Origin of the sequence: Chroococcidiopsis sp. CCNUC1, from assembly GCF_023546805.1 — a bacterium.
Classification (GTDB): Bacteria; Cyanobacteriota; Cyanobacteriia; order Cyanobacteriales; family Chroococcidiopsidaceae; genus Chroococcidiopsis; species Chroococcidiopsis thermalis.
The window spans coordinates 2506318-2523182 of record NZ_CP097480.1 but is presented as its reverse complement, the minus strand read 5'-3'; the positions used below and the strand labels follow the sequence as shown (position 1 = coordinate 2523182).

Genomic DNA, 16865 nt, shown 5'->3' with positions numbered 1-16865 from the left:
AAGGTGGGCAATGCCCACCCCACACAATTTTGACTTTTAACTTTTCACTTTTGACTTACTCACTGATACCCCGCTGCTTGCAGGCGAAACAAATGAGCATAGCGTCCTCCCGACTGCAATAATTCTTCGTGAGTTCCCTGTTCTACCACTTTCCCACCAGATAAAACCATAATTTTGTCCGCCATTCTCACGGTAGAAAAGCGGTGGGAAATCAGAATTGCCATCTGATTTTGAGTTAGCGATCGCAAACGTTCAAAAATTTGAAACTCTGCTTCCGCATCCATAGCGGCTGTGGGTTCGTCTAGAACTAAAATATCTGCCTTATTTCGCATAAAAGCGCGAGACAAAGCGATTTTTTGCCACTGTCCCCCCGATAATTCTTGTCCGCCACGAAACCATTTACCTAATTGCGTTTGAAAGCTGTCTGGTAATTGTTCGATTAAAGGTAGCGCCATTCCTTTGTCTGCTGCTACTTGCCATAGATCTCTATCTTCAATGCGGGTAACATCACCGACACCAATATTTTCACCTACGGTAAATTGGTAGCGAATAAAGTCCTGAAATATTACCCCAATTCGTCTTTGTAAAACTCCTAAATCCCATGCTTGCAAGTCTAAACCGTCAAGTAAAATTCGCCCTTTATCTGGATTATATAATCGAGTCAATAACTTAATTAAAGTCGTTTTGCCAGAGCCGTTTTCACCAACTATAGCTAATTTTTCTCCGGCTCGAATCCGAAACGAAACATTATTTAAAGCAAGTTTATTACTACCAGGATAAATAAAGGAGACATTTTCAAATCGAATGCCATCTCCAGGTATTAAACCTTGGGTAGCTTTGCCTTTAGGTAAAGAAATAGGTTGTTCTAAAAATTCGTATAAATTAGATAAATAGAGATTATCTTCATACATTCCGCCAATACTAGTTAAAGTGCTAGAAAAAGTCGTTTGTCCTTGACGGAATACCATTAAATACATTGTCATATCGCCAAGCGAAAGTCGTCCGGCGATCGCTTCAACAACAATCCAAGCATAGGCAAGATAAAACGCTGCCGTACTCAACAAACTTAATAAATATCCCCACACACCACGCCGCAGAGTTAAATCTCGATCTTCCCCATATAGCCGATTAAAGATCGAACGGTAACGTTCTAACAACATCGCCCCCAACTGGTATAACTTTACTTCCTTAGCAAAGTCTTCGCGAGCGATCAAAGTTTCTAAATAAGTCTGTTCCCTTGTTTCCGGCGCACGCCACCGAAATAGGCGAAAAGCTTGCCCAGCAAATCGCGTCTCCGCAATAAATGCAGGTACGGCTGACAACAACAAGACTATGACTGCCCAGAAAGAAAACTGTAGCAGCAAGCCACCGTAGGTCACAAGAGAAATCGCATTTTGGACAATACTAAACGTGCTACTCACTAAAGACAACGGACGGCTAGAAGCTTCTCTTCTCGCTCTAGTCATCTTGTCGTAAAATTCTGAATCTTCAAAATGGATAAGGTCTAAAGTTAACGCCTTCTGCAAAATTAATAGATTGACTTTTTGTCCCAGCAACACTCGCAACAAAGACTGGGATATCGTTAATCCTCTCTGACTTCCTGCGAGTAATGCGACTAAAATCGCCTCAATTCCTAGATAGCCTAGTGTAATCAGGCGATCGCGTTCTAATCCCGACTGATGGGCTAAAACCACACCATCGACAATTAACTTACCCACATAGGCGATCGCGGCTGGGAGTAAACCTGCTATCACAGTCACAATCGCCAAAACAAAGGTTAGGGCGCGACTTGTTTGCCAAACTAATCCTACCGCTCTACCTGTATATTGAAACACCTGCGATCCTTGTTTCAATTGTGTCAGCAGTCTTTGCAGGATGTTTCGTGGCTTTGGCATTTTTGGAGTTAGTAATTATTGGTGGTAGAGGCGCACACCTGTGCGCCTCTACTGATGCGATCGCTAATTTTTATGTTCGTAATACTCTGAAATGTGTTCGTAGACGTGTTCTGGAAATTGTAGATCCTTATACACATTACCTGCATCAGGATCGTCAGCATTGGGACAAATCGGAAAATCTTGGTGCTGTTGCCATTCTAATATCCGTTCCCGTTTGGGCGGATTGTAGTCTTTGGCTTGTACCTGGTGGTAGAGGCTGCGTGCTTCTGTTTCACTACAGTCTTTATCTTTAGTCAGGTAGTTAATTAATTCTTCTTCACTTAAAAAATGACGCGCCACCATCGCAAACACCAACCTACCGTAGTGTCCGATATCCTCACCTGCGTCCAGGGCATCCAGAAGATGCGCCATCATCCCATTCTTTCGCAATTCTGCCACTGCCATAACTCATCGTTCTCTCGATAACTACTTCTTATATGGTACACATGAACTATATATGTTGTTGGTTGTTGTCTCTCATAAGGGCGGGTTTTGAGGAAAAATTTTTCGTTGAGGCTGTTATATTTGTTTGCTAAACCCACCCTTACAAATTCTGATAACGTCACTGGTTACTGGTTACTGTCTTAAGGGGGGTCGCCAGCAAAGGTAGGCAAGGGGACCGAGTAATGGAATTAGGGCAATCAGCCAAAATAACTGAGAATTGCTGTAGTATCCGCGCCGCGCCATGTCATCACCGAGGACTGTGGGGAATAACAAGCAAAATAGGCAAAATGCTAAACTCATGCCATTAATAAAGCGATCGCTTAGAAATTGCTGAAGATAATTTCCCCAGTCACCAAAAATAATTCCGAAGCCAAGTAAGGCAAGAGTAAATAAAGTCAGAAATAACCCTGTTATGCGGGAATCTAACACCTGCAAAAAAGCATCTTTCTGCCCTGTAAACTCTTGATTTGCTTCTCGTAAAGCCAAATAAGGAATTAACCCAATTACCCCCGTGCCTATAGAAGCGATCGCAAAAGGATAAAATGGTAACTTCTGCATTCTGCCATCAAAGAAAAGCACGCAACTGTAGAGAGCAATACAAACACCAATTAGGGCAAACAAAGACAAAATTACTGGGTTGACACTTGCCCACTGGAACGTCAATATTTTCATCAACAAATTTAAAGTTTCTTGCCAGCGAATCGGCGGGGCAAGAAACAATACATAAATGAGAAATCCCACCCAAATCGTCCATAAAGCAATTTTTCTGTTCATGTCACCACTTGCTGACTCGCTATTGCCGAACTATCCTCTGGTAGAGGCGGACGCACGCACAAATACCCTAAAGAGCCAAATAAAGGAATTAACGCTGTTAACCAAAAAATCACCGAATTATTCATGCCTCTGCGTGCCATATCATCCCCTAATAAAGCAGGAAATAAAACACACAGTAAGCAAAAATCCAAACTCATGACATGAATAAAACGGCTAGTTTGCCACTGCTGCAAAAAATCTGCCCAATCTCCTTTACCCAAACCGTATGCAACTAATGCGATCGCACCTATACTCAAAACAACACCAGTTAGCCGTGCATCTAATAACTTGAGCAGCAGATTTTTCTGACCTAGAAACGTTGGATTCGGTTGACGTAATGCCAAATAAGGCAATAAAGCAAATGCGCCTACACCCATTGATATAGTTGCAAATATCCAAGCAGGAATCTTTTGCCCCCTACCATCAATAAACAGCAAGCAACTGTAAATTAGTGGAAAAACTCCCATCAAATTAAATAAGGAAACAATTAGAGGATTAATTCCCGCCCACTTGCCAGTAGAAAGATTTGTAATTAACTCCAGTGTATTTGGTTGGTCGGGGGGGCGAATACGAAAGCGTAAGTAATAAATCCTAGCCACAGCAACCAAAATCCAATCTTTCTGCTCATCATAAGGTAAGTACGTAGAGTAAAAGAACTAAATAACAACTCTACTTTAATTTTTGCGATCGCCCAAGATATTTAGATAGAATCTTCGACTCGCTCTCTTAAATCTTAAAATTGCTCTCTTTTACTCGCTTACGCCTAAAGGAAGAGTTGTTTATCAGTTGTCAGTTTATTTCAACTTACGACTTACGACTTACGACTTACCAATTACTTATACCATTTCTTTAAAACTACGCCACAGAAGATCCCCTACCCTTAATAAGGGGGCTAGGGAGATCGAATCTAGTACAATAATAAACAGAATTTGTATTATTACCAATTTCCCTCAACACCTTCTCTGCTTGCCCAATAAAGCGACGATTGCGTTTATAGTGAAAATGAGTGCAGTTTACAAAGCGCCCACAATCAAAATTCAGTCATGAGAAAATAGAGGATGTTTATCATTACTTATATTCCTTAAACTATAGTTTGTTAACTTCCTTTATATGGGAAAAATTACCTTTGCATACTATAGTTAGAATGCCCAATTTAACTAATAAAACTGAACTTTGTGATGTAGAGAGTATTTAGAGCATATTTTGGCGATCGCACATTAGAATTATTTATATTTTTCCTCGTAGGGTAGGCAGCGCCCACCTTCAGCTCATTTATCTAGAGAGCTTTTGAAACGTACTCTAACAATCGCATATTAGAATTATTTATGGATATAATTGATTAAGTCACTCGTGAGTTGTTGACTCACTGCGGCATAACATAAAGTGCCAAATTAAGAAGGTTGCTTAAACAAATGCAACATTACTCTGTGGCGATACTTTAGCTGCAAAAGCTTAGTATAGTTAGGGTTTGATAGATTTAACCAGAACGCTTCAATTTATAAATCTAAAAGCAATTTCATAATTTGAAAAGTGCTTTACTAGCCTTAATAAATCGCTAAATAATTTAATAATGCTTCTATGTGCGAATGCACAAGGACTGAGTTAGTTTTTATTCGCAATAAGTTAGTTTTGTTGCATTTAGCTACTGAATTGCGCTATTAAAACTACACCTCAATACGGTATCTAGTGAATTTAATTACAGTAGTTTCTCTTCGGCTTCATGTCGAGGGAGATTTCGTTTGTCTGTACTGTTTTGCTAATTCAGATTAATAACAACGGATTAGCTAATTGGAGGATTTAGTAAAGTAAATGGCAACTAAATTTCCCAAATTTAGCCAAGATCTCGCACAAGACCCGACCACTCGTCGGATATGGTATGGGATTGCTACCGCCCACGACTTTGAAAGTCACGATGGAATGACTGAAGAAAATCTTTATCAAAAGATTTTTGCTACACACTTCGGTCACATTGCCATCATCTTTCTTTGGGCATCCAGCCTTCTATTCCACGTAGCTTGGCAAGGAAATTTTGAGCAGTGGATAAAAGATCCGCTGCACGTCCGTCCCATTGCCCACGCAATTTGGGACCCTCAATTCGGTAAAGCCGCAGTTGATGCTTTTACCCAAGGTGGGGCAAGCTATCCCGTCGATATTTCCTACTCTGGTGTTTATCACTGGTGGTACACCATCGGGATGCGGACGAATAACGACCTCTATATGGGTTCGGTGTTCCTACTCGTGCTAGCTTCAGTATTCTTGCTAGCTGGCTGGTTGCACTTACAGCCCAAATTCCGCCCAGGACTTGCCTGGTTTAAGAGTGCGGAGTCTCGCCTGAACCATCACTTAGCGGGATTGTTTGGCGTTAGCTCCTTGGCTTGGACTGGACACCTAGTTCACGTTGCAATTCCCGAGGCTCGCGGACAGCACGTCGGTTGGAGTAACTTTCTGACTACACCACCCCATCCAGAAGGTCTAACGCCCTTCTTTACGGGGAAATGGGCGGCTTATGCTGCTAACCCTGACACTGCCAATCATGTCTTTGGAACCTCTCAGGGTGCGGGGACGGCGATCTTGACCTTTTTGGGTGGCTTCCACCCTCAAACTCAGTCTTTATGGCTGACGGATATCGCTCACCATCATTTGGCGATCGCAGTATTATTCATCGTTGCCGGACACATGTACCGTACCAACTTCGGTATCGGTCACAGCATCAAGGAGATGATGAATGCTAAAACCTTCTTTGGTGTTCCAGTAGAAGGTCCGTTCAATATGCCTCACCAAGGCATTTACGACACCTACAATAACTCTCTCCACTTCCAGCTCGGCTGGCACTTGGCTTGCTTAGGGGTCATCACCTCGCTGGTGGCACAACACATGTATTCCCTGCCTCCCTATGCATTCATGGCGCAGGACTACACGACCCAGGCAGCGTTATACACTCATCACCAGTACATTGCTGGATTCATCATGCTGGGGGCTTTTGCTCACGGCGCGATCTTCTGGGTACGGGACTACGACCCAGAACAGAATAAGGGCAATGTCTTAGAGCGCGTCTTGAAGCACAAAGAGGCGATTATCTCTCACCTGTCTTGGGTATCGCTGTTCTTGGGCTTCCATACCCTCAGTCTTTACGTTCACAACGATGTAGTGGTTGCCTTTGGAACTCCTGAAAAGCAAATTCTGATCGAACCCGTGTTCGCACAGTTCATTCAGGCTGCTCACGGTAAGGTGTTGTACGGCTTCGATACTCTGTTGTCTAACCCAGATAGTATCGCTACAACAGCTTGGCCCAATCACGGGAATGTCTGGTTGCCTGGTTGGTTAGGTGCGATCAATGCTGGTACGAACTCTTTGTTCTTGACGATTGGTCCTGGTGACTTCTTAGTCCACCACGCATTTGCTCTCGCTTTGCATACAACCACGTTGGTATTAGTTAAAGGTGCGTTGGATGCCCGTGGTTCCAAGCTGATGCCCGACAAAAAAGACTTCGGCTATGCCTTCCCTTGTGATGGTCCTGGTCGGGGTGGCACTTGCGATATCTCCGCTTGGGACTCCTTCTACCTGGCTGCGTTCTGGATGCTCAACACGATTGGTTGGGTGACGTTCTACTGGCATTGGAAGCATCTAGGAATTTGGCAAGGCAATGTGGCTCAGTTCAACGAGTCTTCGACATACCTGATGGGTTGGTTGCGCGATTACCTGTGGCTATATTCAGCTCAGTTAATTAACGGCTATAACCCCTATGGCATGAATAACCTGTCTGTCTGGTCTTGGATGTTCCTGTTGGGACACTTAGTATGGGCAACTGGTTTCATGTTCCTGATTTCTTGGCGCGGTTACTGGCAAGAGTTGATCGAAACTTTGGTCTGGGCGCACGAGCGGACACCTCTAGCAAACTTGATTCGCTGGAAAGACAAGCCTGTGGCTCTGTCAATCGTTCAAGCTCGCGTTGTGGGGTTAGCTCACTTTGCGGTTGGCTACGTCCTCACTTATGCTGCTTTCGTAATTGCTTCGACTGCTGGTAAGTTTGGTTAATCGAGCGTAGGGTAAATAAAATCCCCTACTTCACAAATAGGGGATTTTATTAATTGGTTAGTTATCAGTTATCGGTGGTTAGTTATAACTTCTGTCGCTTGTCTACTCAGTTTTAACTTTTAAATTTTGACTTTTGACTTTCTGAAGTTTTCTTCATAAATGAAGCTACAAAATGAGTTGCTGAGATGGTTATTATTTTCTAAAACCCTTTCGTAGTTAAGTTTTAGTTTTTGAAAAACATATGTAAAGTAATAAAACACAAAACGTTTTTTATCTTGTAGTCAGGACAATTTAAATTTTATCAAATCAGATTAAATTGGATTTTGAGTCTGTTAGGATACTTGCCAAAGACAACGACGATCGCTCTTTTGCAGAGGCGATCGCGCCTCTAAAACAAACCATTAACAATGCTATGCAGTTCATAAAAAGTGACAGAACAAAAAGCGAAATTAACATGAGGCGGTTATTATTTACACTAGCGATCGCCTTTGTAATTTGGGGCAGTACAATTCCTACGGCTTCTGCGGCTAATAGCACCCTCGTACCTTGTAGCAAATCGCCAGCTTTTCAGGCGCGGATGAAAAATGCTCCTGATACCTATTACTTCAATAAGCCATTTAAGGCTTACGCAAAATACGAACTTTGCGGCACGGATGGTTTACCTCATTTGCCACTAGATCGCTTAGATCGAGCTACTGATGTTTTAGTTCCCATCGGTCTATTTTTGTACGTTGCTGGTTTTATCGGCTGGAGCGGTCGTTCTTATCTCCGTGCCACTAAATCAGCTAGCGATCCCGAAATGAAAGAAATTTTTATCGATTTACCGTTGGCATTGCAGTCTATATCAAAAGCTGTTCTTTGGCCTCTTTTAGCACTGCAAGAGTTCTTGAGTGGTGACTTGACTGCTAGAGATGAGGAAATTCCAATCTCGCCACGATAGCCGAATTAGTTAAGTTGAATTAGTTCAAAACTTTGTGCGCACTATTCGCAATCTCGCATTAGGAAAATAGCCATGCAACATGTGTTTAAATATCTTACTCTTGCCCCTGTAATGGCAACTTTTACAATGGTTGCTCTTTCGGTAGTGCTAATTATGTTGCAAATTTGGTTTCCAGGTTTGCAGTATGGCACGTATTTTAAGCCTACTCCTTAATCGTCATTTGTCATTAGTCATTAGCAATTTAAATGTAAGGTGGGCATTGCCCACCCTACTAAATAAGCTTAGAATATTTTTCTTCTATTTGACTAGAAGATAAGTTTTTGCTGTAAATAAAACTATCCGCAACTACAATAAAAATGCCTCTAGGTTAGTAGAGGCAGGATTTAATTTATCACTGAGGAATGATAAATTAAAACCCAGGCAACAAATTTTTCCCTTTCATTTTAGAGTATCAATAAATAATAGAAAAATATAAGACTTTGTTACAATTTTAAACACTAATTGGATGGAAAATACAGATGTTCTTTTATGGAATATCGAGTCTGATTTGGCAATATTTTGAATTAGTTTTTCTAACTAATATAAGTGTAATTTATAGTGCGAGTTCCGAGAGCGATCGCTTAAATTATAATATCTTGATAAAGCAAAAGATTGAGTGCGATCGAAGCTAATTATTATGGATACTACTATTACTAACTCAATCAATTGTAGGCGCTTTTCTGGTAGGGTGGGCAATGCCCACCCTACATTTAAATTTCACGAATCAAACAGGATTGGTAGTTGCCCCTTGAGTATCGATCGCCAGCGATCGCACCTCAGCATCAATCCCTTGTTGTTGCCAAGCTGTCTGCATTGCCGTTGCTACAGCCGCCGCCTTTGCAGTTTCCGTCAACGCGAGTAAAGTTGGTCCCGCACCACTAATAACCATTCCGTAGGCTCCAGCAGCTAAAGCGGCATTTTGTACGGCTTCATAACCTGAAATCAGTCTTTGACGGTATGGTTGATGCAGTCGATCTTGCAAAGCTGCACCGATCCATTCTCCATTACCTGTTGCTAAACCCCGCAGTAGTAGTCCTAAATGTGCTGTATTAAAAATTGCATCGACGCGACTCACCTGAGTTGGTAAAACCCGTCGCGCTTCAGATGTCGATAGCTCAAAATCAGGAATTGCAACTACAGGTACGACATTTTCTTGCCACGGAATATCGCAAATTTGCCAGTATGGAGATGTTACATGTAACATCTCTACACTAGCTGCTAGCCGACAGCCACCTAGCAAGGCTGGTACGACATTATCAGGATGTCCTTCCATTGCGATCGCTAAATTCATCACCTCAGCTTGACTTAAAGGCGTACCTGCTAACTGATTTGCACCTACCAAACCACCAACGATTGCAGTAGCCGAACTACCCAAACCCCGCGCCAAAGGTACGCCTAATTCAATTTCAATTGCTACTGCTGGCGGCGATTGCTTGATGTGTTGATACAGTCTCAAAAAAGCCTGGTACAGTAAATTACTCTCATCTGTCTTAACTTTGGCGGCTTCTGTACCTGTAACTGTTATGCTCAGTTTGCCTACTTCCAAGCGGGAAAACTTGAACCGATTGTATAAAGTTAATGCTGCACCAATACAATCAAACCCTGGTCCTAGATTTGCCGTGGTAGCAGGAACGGTGACGGTAATATGAGATTCGGACATTGAAATAATTTACTCTTGATGCCCTTAGAGGAGGGTGTGTACTAGAAATAGATAACAGTTATAGCTATCAGGAGTTACGCATTTGAAGTTTTAGATCTCGCTCCCCCTCTGGCTCCCCCTTTTTAAGGGGGGAGCAAAGCCCCCTTAAAAAGGGGGTTGGGGGATCTGCGTAGCTCCTGAGCTATTCTCAATTGGATCGGGTACATAGATCTGTAGGGGCGCACAGCTGTGCGCCCCTACGAATGTATTTCACCTGTATAGGAAACGCTATAAACGCAGATTTGATGTTTAAAATCGGTGACTTTTCTAAACTTAGTCGCGTATCAATCAAAGCACTACGCCTCTATGATGAAATGGGGCTTTCAAAACCAATCCAGGTAGACCAGTTTACCAGCTATCGCTACTACTGTGCTAGCCAATTACCTAGATTAAATCGGATTTTGGCTCTGAAAGATTTAGGCTTTTCCTTACTAAAATTTAATTCCTAGTAGCAAAAGTTGCTACTAGCTAATTCGAGTTCCGTTTTCTACAGGTAAGTTTGGCTCTAATAAAACCACTCCTTTGTCATTAGTTACTGCTCCTAATACCAATACTTCAGACTTAACACCTGCAACTCTTTTAGCAGGGAAGTTAACGACAGCAATAATTTGCTTACCGATGAGTTCGGCTTTAGAATAGTTATCGGTAATCTGCGCCGAACTCATTTTTTCTCCCAACTCACCAAAGTCAATTGTCAAGATATAAGCAGGTTTTCTCGCTTTTAAATTATCTTCAACATCAAGAATTGTCCCAACTCGCATATCGACTTTGAGAAAGTCATCAAAAGAAATTTCTGCGATCGCTGTTTCGTTAACATTCATAATTAAACTTTATTTTTGTATTCGTAGGGTGCTTTGTTCGCAACTCACCCTACCAATTTTACGTCATCAAAATCAACCGCATTGGATCTAGCCTAATATACCAGGGAAACGATCGCCCTTTCAGGATCTCCCACTTTTCCTTAAATACTTCTGCTTGCAGGTGATAATCGCTAGAGTGGGTTGGCTGTTGATACAACTTGAGATATACAGTCATGCGGTGGGGAGTTTCGCTAGTTTGAGCTAAAAAACAAGGAAAAGTATTTTCTCGGTTTGATTCAGTCGTAAAAATAATTTGATGAGCGCGAATTCCTACATATTTTAATTGTTTGGAGATAGATTCTGTGACTTGTAACTCTATTCCCCAATCTGTTGCTTTTACCATTCCATTGACAGCAATCTCGGCGCAAGAAAAGTTTTTACATCCAGTTAATTGAGCTACGCTGTAAGTTTGAGGACGTTCAAATATATCGTGTTTGGAACCGCTAGCGATCGCAGTTCCTTTTTCCATGACTAATAAATTTTGACAAACTCGATAAGCTTCTTCTAAATTATGACTGACAAACAGAGTTACACCTTGATAATTAGACAGAATGGAAATTAATTGCTGTTCTAACTGACTCCGTAAATGAGTATCTAAAGCTGAAAACGGTTCGTCCAATAATAACGCTTCTGGTTGACTGGCTAAAGCCCGTGCCAAAGCGACTCGCTGTTGTTGTCCGCCGGATAGTTGATGGGGATAACGATTAGCACAACCATGTAGTTGCATTGATGCAAGTTGAGTTTCTACGACTTGGATAACTTGTTTTTTTGGCGTAGCTTTCGGTAAACCAAAGGCAATATTTTGCCCTATTGTTAGGTGAGGAAATAAAGCGTAGTTCTGAAACAGAAAACCAATTTTGCGATCGCGTGTGGGAAGATTAATTTGGCGTTGAGAATCAAACAGCACCCGCCCATTTAACTCAATTTTACCAGCATTAGGCGTTTCAATCCCTGCCAGACAGCGCAAAATCATGCTTTTACCTGCGCCAGAAGCTCCCAGAAGTCCTAATGGGCGATCGTCATTACTAAAAGTTACATTCAAGTCAAATTCTGCTAATTGTTTTTGAATATTGACAAATAATTTTGATTCGATAATTGGTAATTGGTAATTGGTAATTGGTAATTGGTAGTTGGTAGTTGACTCTTCTTGCCTCTTGCCTCTTGCCTCTCGCCTCTTACCTCTCGATTGCTGCCAATAATTTACTGCTACAATTCCAGATAGAGAAATTCCCATGATGACTAGCGCCCATCCCCAAGCTTCCTGCATCGAGCCGCCTTCAACTGAGAAGTAAATAGCCATCGGAATAGTTTGCGTTTGTCCGGGGATATTACCTGCTAACATTAATGTTGCACCAAATTCTCCTAACGCGCGAGCAAAAGCTAGCGTCGCACCACCAATAATCCCAGGAATTGCTAAAGGAAAGCTGACACGCCAGAAAACAGTCCATTCAGAAGCACCTAATGTTCTTGCGGCACGGATTAAATTTGCGTCTATTTGTTCAAAGGCTCCCAAAGCAGTTTTGTACATTAATGGAAAGGCTACTACTGTGGCGGTGATGACGGCTGCATACCAAGTGAAGACAATGTTGATATTAAATGATGCCAAAAATTGTCCGAGTATGCCGTATTTTCCAAATATTACTAGTAATAAAAAACCTACTACTGTTGGTGGTAAAATGAGAGGTAAGATGAATATTCCCTCAATTAGCGATCGCCACTTACCTCGATACCCTAGCATCCAATAGGCGGCGATAATTCCTAGAAAGAAAGTAATAGTTGTGGCAATTAAGGAGGTTTTTAGAGAAATCCATAGAGGGGAAATGTCATTGAACATTTATCTTTCTCTGGCGTAAGTTTGGCGATTCTCTTTACATCTTTGCACGAAGCAAAATAGTATCTTACAATCTATTTCGGAGTGACACCTATTTCTCTACAGCGATCGCAACTCGGTTGTGATTTGAAGATTGTAAACCAACTAAAATATATGTAGCAGTCCTATTTGCTACATGTAACTCAAGCTTAGGATAGGAAGTAATAGATCGCGCGATCGCCAGAACAAGGGATTGTTATTAATGGTTGGCGATTGGGAGTTGGCGATCGACAATTGCAACTTGTGGCTTACGACTGGTAATGTGTTGTGCAAGTGCGCCGAGGCTGACGAAAATCGCGATGAGGGTGACGATCGCCCCTAGTACGGGAATAGATGTCAGCAGCACAAATCCCAATAAACCAATCCCCAGTGCTACAAATTGTCGTATTGGGGGTTGTATTGAGATACTAGGTTGTAATTTTTGCAATAGCCAGCTTCCGGCTAGTAGGCTAAAGACAATCTGCGGCACAAAACTGGCAAAAGTTACAAAGCTGATTGTAAGGGCAAGATTAGCGACTATTCCCAATCCCAAGACCGGTAAAGCGAGACTAGGTAGAGCGATCGCAAAGAGAATAGCGAGAATAACAGTTACAGTGGCGATCGCGATCGTACCTACTCCAACTGCCACAAATGCTAGTATCCCCCAACCTAAATTCGATAAAGGTTTAGCTTTGACTCTTGCCGCTAAATTTTGCATCCAAGTGGGGACAAATCGCAGCAATAACCAACCAACGAAGAGTAAAGCCAATAGGCGCTGAATCTGCCAAATTGCTTCCCTAGCTGGATTTGGTGTAGGTGCAATCCGATGTTCTAATGCTTCTCCTACAACTCCACCCGCAATCTTTGCTCTTGGGCTAATTTGAGCCGTAGTCGCAGATTTATAATTGACTTTACCACCAATTTGTGCAGTATCGGTCAGGGTTAAACCTGGTTTAATTGGCGCTACTGTTACGGGGGGTTGAGGCACAAAGGGAATTTCAACCAACTGGGGATCGCCTACTGCTGTGGCTTGCATATTTCCGCCGACGCTTCCCCTCAGTTCCAAGGCATTTGTTGCCGCGATCGCATCGCGTTCTATACTTCCAGCTAACAAAGCTTGGTTGGCAAAGATAGTTAGATCGCCACCTATATTACTGCCAGTTTGATTTTCCCAACTGAAACCAGCCGCGATCGCATCGTCTGCTATCCGTGCTTTTGGCTGAAGAATTAACACCTGTCCAGCCAGTCGCGCATCATCGCCTACACTACCATTAATTGTAATGACTTGTCCTGCTGCAATTAAGTCGCCTTCAACTGTGCCATTCAGGGTAATTTGCTTTGCTGCCAAAACCGCATCGCCTTTGACAGTACCATTCAACAAGATTGTCTCTCCAGCCAAATACACGTCATCGGGAACAATTTGTCCAGCAGCGATCGTGACTTGCTTGCCACTTACGGTATCCTTTGCCCAACTTGGCGTAACGAATAATAGCACCGATAGCAGTACCAAAGCACAGAGAAATTGAATCAAATATCTTGTGGCAAAGTGCCAGCCTTTGCGACTGTTCATTAGGCTTGCGGCTCCATCTCCATCTGTCTTCACTCTTATGAAGGCTTTTGTCTCTCCTTTAAGTTAGATAACAAAGTTGAGGAAGTTGTGAGGATAGCCGTTCGATCTGGAAAGTTGGAGCGCGATCGCGCTAGATTTTTGCAATAGGTGTCATTAATTACAAATTCAGATAGCTGTACTTTTATAGCTCAAGATTTACTTGTTTTTTTATTCTTTCTTCATAAATTCATAATATTTTTTGATAAAAAGCATACAAGAATATTAACTATTAGTAAGCAACTTAGCATATATTCTCTATTAGATGAACTAAGAACTATATGAGGGCGATCGCCTCTTCATACAAAATTGCTTAAAATCATGTTTCGACTTTTCCAGAAAAATTAAGATGGCAGCAGAATTTTACTACAATAAATGCAGATACACATGTTGTATTGTCAACACTGCATCATCTCAAGAACTCAGAATCAGGAACGAACGCGGCGAAGTTTTAGCAGTAGAAAAGGGTAAAACAATCGGTCTTCAAGGTAAGAGAAGGGAAAATTCTAAACGAGTAAATGTTTCTCAACCTTATTTATATAACTTAATCAAAGCTGCTATGAATGCTTTAGAGATAGCAGATAAATCTCGGATGCTGATGGAACAAGAAGCTGTGATTGAAAAGCAGAACGAACAGGTCGAACTTCTGAAGCAAGAACTAGAGATTTTTCAGCGAAACAAGATTTTATCGCTAGAACAAGAAGATAAATTGTTGCATTTGCAGAATCAACTCAAAGAGCATGAGTTTTTAGTTGAAAAACAAAAAAAGAAAATTTTAAAACTTGAAGACGCACAAAGTCAGTTTCCACAAACTATTTCTTTAGAAAATGCCGAGAAACAAGTTAAGTCCAAGCTAGGACTTTTAGCGTGGAATTGCTTGCACCCAGCTAGCCAAAGAGATTTACGCAACGCCTACAGATATTACAAAATGATAAAGGCAGAAGAGTTCACCACTTCTGCCGATTATTCCGATGCAGGACATCCCTTGGGATTAGTAGCAGAAAGAGAAATTGTTAATCCTTTTTTCAAACAACTTTATCAGTTCTTGTTAACTAAAAACACCTCTGTTAGTTTTTTTGAAAAGACTCCTATTTTGCTAGGAAGCATTAATCTAATCGTTGATGGAGAATACACGCTAGGAGATCTACGAATCTTGTTATCTCAGCAGTGGCAAACTTTTACAAAATTTAGCTTGCAGCAAGAAACGATGCCTAAGACAAATTTATACTACACCGTTGAACGTAGCGATAAAATTAGTCAAGCTGACCGACTGTTAGTGCAACAATTCTTGCGACAATGGAAACATCCCTTATCCTTCTGGTTAGCTCAAAGTTATGCAGCTGCTTCTACCATAGATCAAATAAGAAAATTACGTAATATTGCTGCCCATTCAAATTCTATGCACTTATGGCAGTTTACAGAATTATGGTTTCTGTTGGTTGGTAGTAAAACTCGTAAAGGGGTGTTACAAGAAATCCATCACAATAGCTCTCTCACCGAAAATGTTTGTCATGCAGTAAAAGAGAAAGCAGTAACTTTTAACTATTTTCCAACATACTCAAGTATATAACAGTCATATTCAATTGAGGGAATTTAAGTGGAGGGTGGACAATGCCTACCCTCCTATCTGTTTTCTGTAATTGTCATTTAGCAACTATAATTCGATAACCGACATCAAATTCTGTAAATTCTAAATATTTGCCATATTTTATCTGCCATTCCCCACTCGCTAAATCTGCCTCTAGTTGCTTCACGCCTGTCTCTACTAACTGAGGATCGGTTAAAGCAAAAGCTGACATACTCGCCCGAATTTCAGAATTTAAATACATTTTGGGTTGCTGCCAACCTGCGGCAAGAAACAAATCTGTTAAATCTGGTGGTAAAGGAAAAGGGTAAATATCTACTGTATTTTTAAGATGAGTTTGAATAAACGATACAATATATTCTAGGGGGAAAAATGAGTCTTCATCATATTCCCAAAGAAACGGAAAATAATCATCCAACCAAAAATCTTTTCTAGCTTGAGAGTCATAAGTAAAAAAAGCGATCGCCCCCGTCCTGACAACTCGATGTATTTCCAACAAAGCAGCTTCTAAATCTGTAAAATGATGTAGAGACAAAATACAAATAGCTGCATCAACTGAATTATCGGGTAAAGGAATTGCCTCTGCACATCCATCAAACCACTTCACATGAGGATGAGGTATAGCCTGAGAACGCATTACCTCAGAAGGTTCGACAGCATAGACCAAAAATCCTCGTTCTGCGATCGCCCGACTATATCCTCCCGTACCCGCACCAATATCGGCAATAGTGCTGCCAGGTTTCAACTGAAGTGCATTGAGCAAACAATCGACAATGCGACGGTCTGGCAATCGGAATTGAGCGTAGGATTTACCGATAGTGTCGTATGTAGACATAGAAATAAGGATGAAGAGATAAAAATTTTAGCTCTCATCTTACCCTACTCCCGACTCCTGTACGGGCGGGTTGACAAACCCGCCCGTACCGACTCCATAGATAAAAATTCTGCGATCGCTTGGAAAATTCCAGAAAGTCGGCAAAATAGATAACAGGTAAGAAAATCTTAAATTATCTAAACTGTAGTCCAAATATCATTCCTAACTCTGCTAAACAGCGTGGCAC

General features: G+C 41.6%; 13 protein-coding genes and 2 pseudogenes. 5 read left to right on the top strand and 10 right to left on the bottom strand.

The window, feature by feature from the left end; translation table 11 throughout:
* Positions 1-59: 59 nt before the first annotated feature.
* The 4 genes and pseudogenes from M5J74_RS11760 to M5J74_RS11745 all read right to left on the bottom strand — a co-directional run bounded on the left by M5J74_RS11760 (position 60) and on the right by M5J74_RS11745 (position 3819).
* Positions 60-1895, bottom strand: coding sequence for an ABC transporter ATP-binding protein (locus M5J74_RS11760; RefSeq protein WP_250016740.1), 1836 nt, complete (start codon positions 1893-1895; stop codon positions 60-62).
* 63 nt (positions 1896-1958) lie between these two features.
* A complete protein-coding gene (locus tag M5J74_RS11755) occupies positions 1959-2339 on the bottom strand; it encodes a hypothetical protein (RefSeq protein ID WP_106167036.1) in 381 nt (126 codons plus the stop codon).
* A 171-nt stretch (positions 2340-2510) separates the two neighbouring features.
* Positions 2511-3152 carry a hypothetical protein gene (locus M5J74_RS11750; protein WP_106167038.1) on the bottom strand — a complete coding sequence of 214 codons (642 nt, stop codon included), beginning with the start codon at positions 3150-3152 and terminating at the stop codon, positions 2511-2513.
* Positions 3149-3819: pseudogene (locus M5J74_RS11745) on the bottom strand (DUF2834 domain-containing protein). Before M5J74_RS11745 ends, M5J74_RS11750 begins: the two are co-directional and overlap by 4 nt.
* Positions 3820-5000: 1181 nt before the next feature.
* On the opposite strand from M5J74_RS11745, the gene psaB reads away from it, so the two are divergent.
* From psaB to M5J74_RS11730, 3 genes are all read left to right on the top strand, one after another.
* Positions 5001-7226 (top strand): photosystem I core protein PsaB, encoded by a 2226-nt coding sequence (psaB, locus tag M5J74_RS11740; protein ID WP_015154280.1) that lies wholly within the window; start codon positions 5001-5003, stop codon positions 7224-7226.
* A 454-nt stretch (positions 7227-7680) separates the two neighbouring features.
* Entirely contained in the window at positions 7681-8166 is a 486-nt protein-coding gene (locus tag M5J74_RS11735) for a photosystem I reaction center protein PsaF subunit III (protein WP_015154279.1), read from the top strand.
* A gap of 72 nt (positions 8167-8238) precedes the next feature.
* Entirely contained in the window at positions 8239-8379 is a 141-nt protein-coding gene (locus M5J74_RS11730) for a photosystem I reaction center subunit IX (protein WP_015154278.1), read from the top strand.
* Between the two features lie 550 nt (positions 8380-8929).
* Here M5J74_RS11730 and thrB read toward each other — a convergent pair.
* Positions 8930-9865 carry a homoserine kinase gene (gene thrB, locus M5J74_RS11725; RefSeq protein WP_250016736.1) on the bottom strand — a complete coding sequence of 312 codons (936 nt, stop codon included), beginning with the start codon at positions 9863-9865 and terminating at the stop codon, positions 8930-8932.
* A 284-nt stretch (positions 9866-10149) separates the two neighbouring features.
* Between thrB and M5J74_RS11720 the strand changes: the two are divergent.
* A pseudogene (locus tag M5J74_RS11720) lies at positions 10150-10335 on the top strand (MerR family transcriptional regulator); the annotation flags it as partial.
* Positions 10336-10368: 33 nt separating this feature from the next.
* On the opposite strand, the gene M5J74_RS11715 reads toward M5J74_RS11720, so the two are convergent.
* From M5J74_RS11715 to M5J74_RS11705, 3 genes are all read right to left on the bottom strand, one after another.
* The gene (locus M5J74_RS11715; protein ID WP_250016734.1) at positions 10369-10725 is read right to left on the bottom strand and encodes a tRNA-binding protein; all 357 of its coding nucleotides are present in this window, start codon (positions 10723-10725) and stop codon (positions 10369-10371) included.
* 58 nt (positions 10726-10783) lie between these two features.
* Positions 10784-12598, bottom strand: a complete 1815-nt coding sequence (modB, locus tag M5J74_RS11710; RefSeq protein WP_250016733.1) for a molybdate ABC transporter permease subunit — start codon at positions 12596-12598, stop codon at positions 10784-10786.
* Between the two features lie 235 nt (positions 12599-12833).
* Positions 12834-14183 (bottom strand): hypothetical protein, encoded by a 1350-nt coding sequence (locus tag M5J74_RS11705; protein WP_250016732.1) that lies wholly within the window; start codon positions 14181-14183, stop codon positions 12834-12836.
* A gap of 385 nt (positions 14184-14568) precedes the next feature.
* On the opposite strand from M5J74_RS11705, the gene M5J74_RS11700 reads away from it, so the two are divergent.
* Entirely contained in the window at positions 14569-15789 is a 1221-nt protein-coding gene (locus M5J74_RS11700) for a hypothetical protein (RefSeq protein WP_250016731.1), read from the top strand.
* 73 nt (positions 15790-15862) lie between these two features.
* On the opposite strand, the gene M5J74_RS11695 is transcribed toward M5J74_RS11700, so the two are convergent.
* The gene (locus M5J74_RS11695; protein WP_250016730.1) at positions 15863-16639 is read right to left on the bottom strand and encodes a class I SAM-dependent methyltransferase; all 777 of its coding nucleotides are present in this window, start codon (positions 16637-16639) and stop codon (positions 15863-15865) included.
* A 39-nt stretch (positions 16640-16678) separates the two neighbouring features.
* A complete protein-coding gene (locus M5J74_RS11690; RefSeq protein WP_158631787.1) occupies positions 16679-16831 on the bottom strand; it encodes a hypothetical protein in 153 nt (50 codons plus the stop codon).
* Between the last annotated feature and the right edge of the window lie 34 nt (positions 16832-16865).

Excerpts from the sequence above, each read along its gene's own strand:
- M5J74_RS11760 (WP_250016740.1), bottom strand. The coding sequence starts at position 1,895 with ATGCCAAAGCCACGAAACATCCTGCAAAGACTGCTGACACAATTGAAA.
- M5J74_RS11755 (WP_106167036.1), bottom strand. The coding sequence starts at position 2,339 with ATGGCAGTGGCAGAATTGCGAAAGAATGGGATGATGGCGCATCTTCTG.
- M5J74_RS11750 (WP_106167038.1), bottom strand. The coding sequence starts at position 3,152 with ATGAACAGAAAAATTGCTTTATGGACGATTTGGGTGGGATTTCTCATT.
- psaB (WP_015154280.1), top strand. The coding sequence starts at position 5,001 with ATGGCAACTAAATTTCCCAAATTTAGCCAAGATCTCGCACAAGACCCG.
- M5J74_RS11735 (WP_015154279.1), top strand. The coding sequence starts at position 7,681 with ATGAGGCGGTTATTATTTACACTAGCGATCGCCTTTGTAATTTGGGGC.
- M5J74_RS11730 (WP_015154278.1), top strand. The coding sequence starts at position 8,239 with ATGCAACATGTGTTTAAATATCTTACTCTTGCCCCTGTAATGGCAACT.
- thrB (WP_250016736.1), bottom strand. The coding sequence starts at position 9,865 with ATGTCCGAATCTCATATTACCGTCACCGTTCCTGCTACCACGGCAAAT.
- M5J74_RS11715 (WP_250016734.1), bottom strand. The coding sequence starts at position 10,725 with ATGAATGTTAACGAAACAGCGATCGCAGAAATTTCTTTTGATGACTTT.
- modB (WP_250016733.1), bottom strand. The coding sequence starts at position 12,598 with ATGTTCAATGACATTTCCCCTCTATGGATTTCTCTAAAAACCTCCTTA.
- M5J74_RS11705 (WP_250016732.1), bottom strand. The coding sequence starts at position 14,183 with ATGAACAGTCGCAAAGGCTGGCACTTTGCCACAAGATATTTGATTCAA.
- M5J74_RS11700 (WP_250016731.1), top strand. The coding sequence starts at position 14,569 with ATGGCAGCAGAATTTTACTACAATAAATGCAGATACACATGTTGTATT.
- M5J74_RS11695 (WP_250016730.1), bottom strand. The coding sequence starts at position 16,639 with ATGTCTACATACGACACTATCGGTAAATCCTACGCTCAATTCCGATTG.